The sequence below is a fragment of the Pantoea sp. SIMBA_079 genome, assembly GCF_046940275.1.
GTDB classification, from domain to species: domain Bacteria; phylum Pseudomonadota; class Gammaproteobacteria; order Enterobacterales; family Enterobacteriaceae; genus Pantoea; species Pantoea borealis.
Genome location: NZ_JAWRYR010000674.1, coordinates 1 through 250, shown reverse-complemented (window position 1 = coordinate 250; position 250 = coordinate 1). Strand labels below are relative to the sequence as shown.

Sequence of the window (250 nt, the reverse complement as noted above, 5' to 3'; positions counted from 1 at the left end):
CATCGACTTCGAGGAACTCAGCTTCACCCCGCACGGCCCGCCCCACGACACACAGGACGTTGCGCGAATCGTACTGACCGCGCTCGAGCGCGCACGGCACCGCCTGGGCTGCATGCCGCTGCTCTACACCAACTGGAGCATGGGCAGCACCTACCTGCACGATCCGCAGTTCGCGCAATACCCGCTCTGGATTGCCGACTGGACCGACGCCCCCGCCCCGCGCCTGCCGCCGGCATGGACCACCTTCGCG

1 pseudogene is annotated in these 250 nt (G+C 68.4%); it reads left to right on the top strand.

The features are described 5' to 3' along the window. Positions 1 to 250 (top strand): annotated as a pseudogene (locus tag SB719_RS21655) (hypothetical protein); the annotation flags it as partial.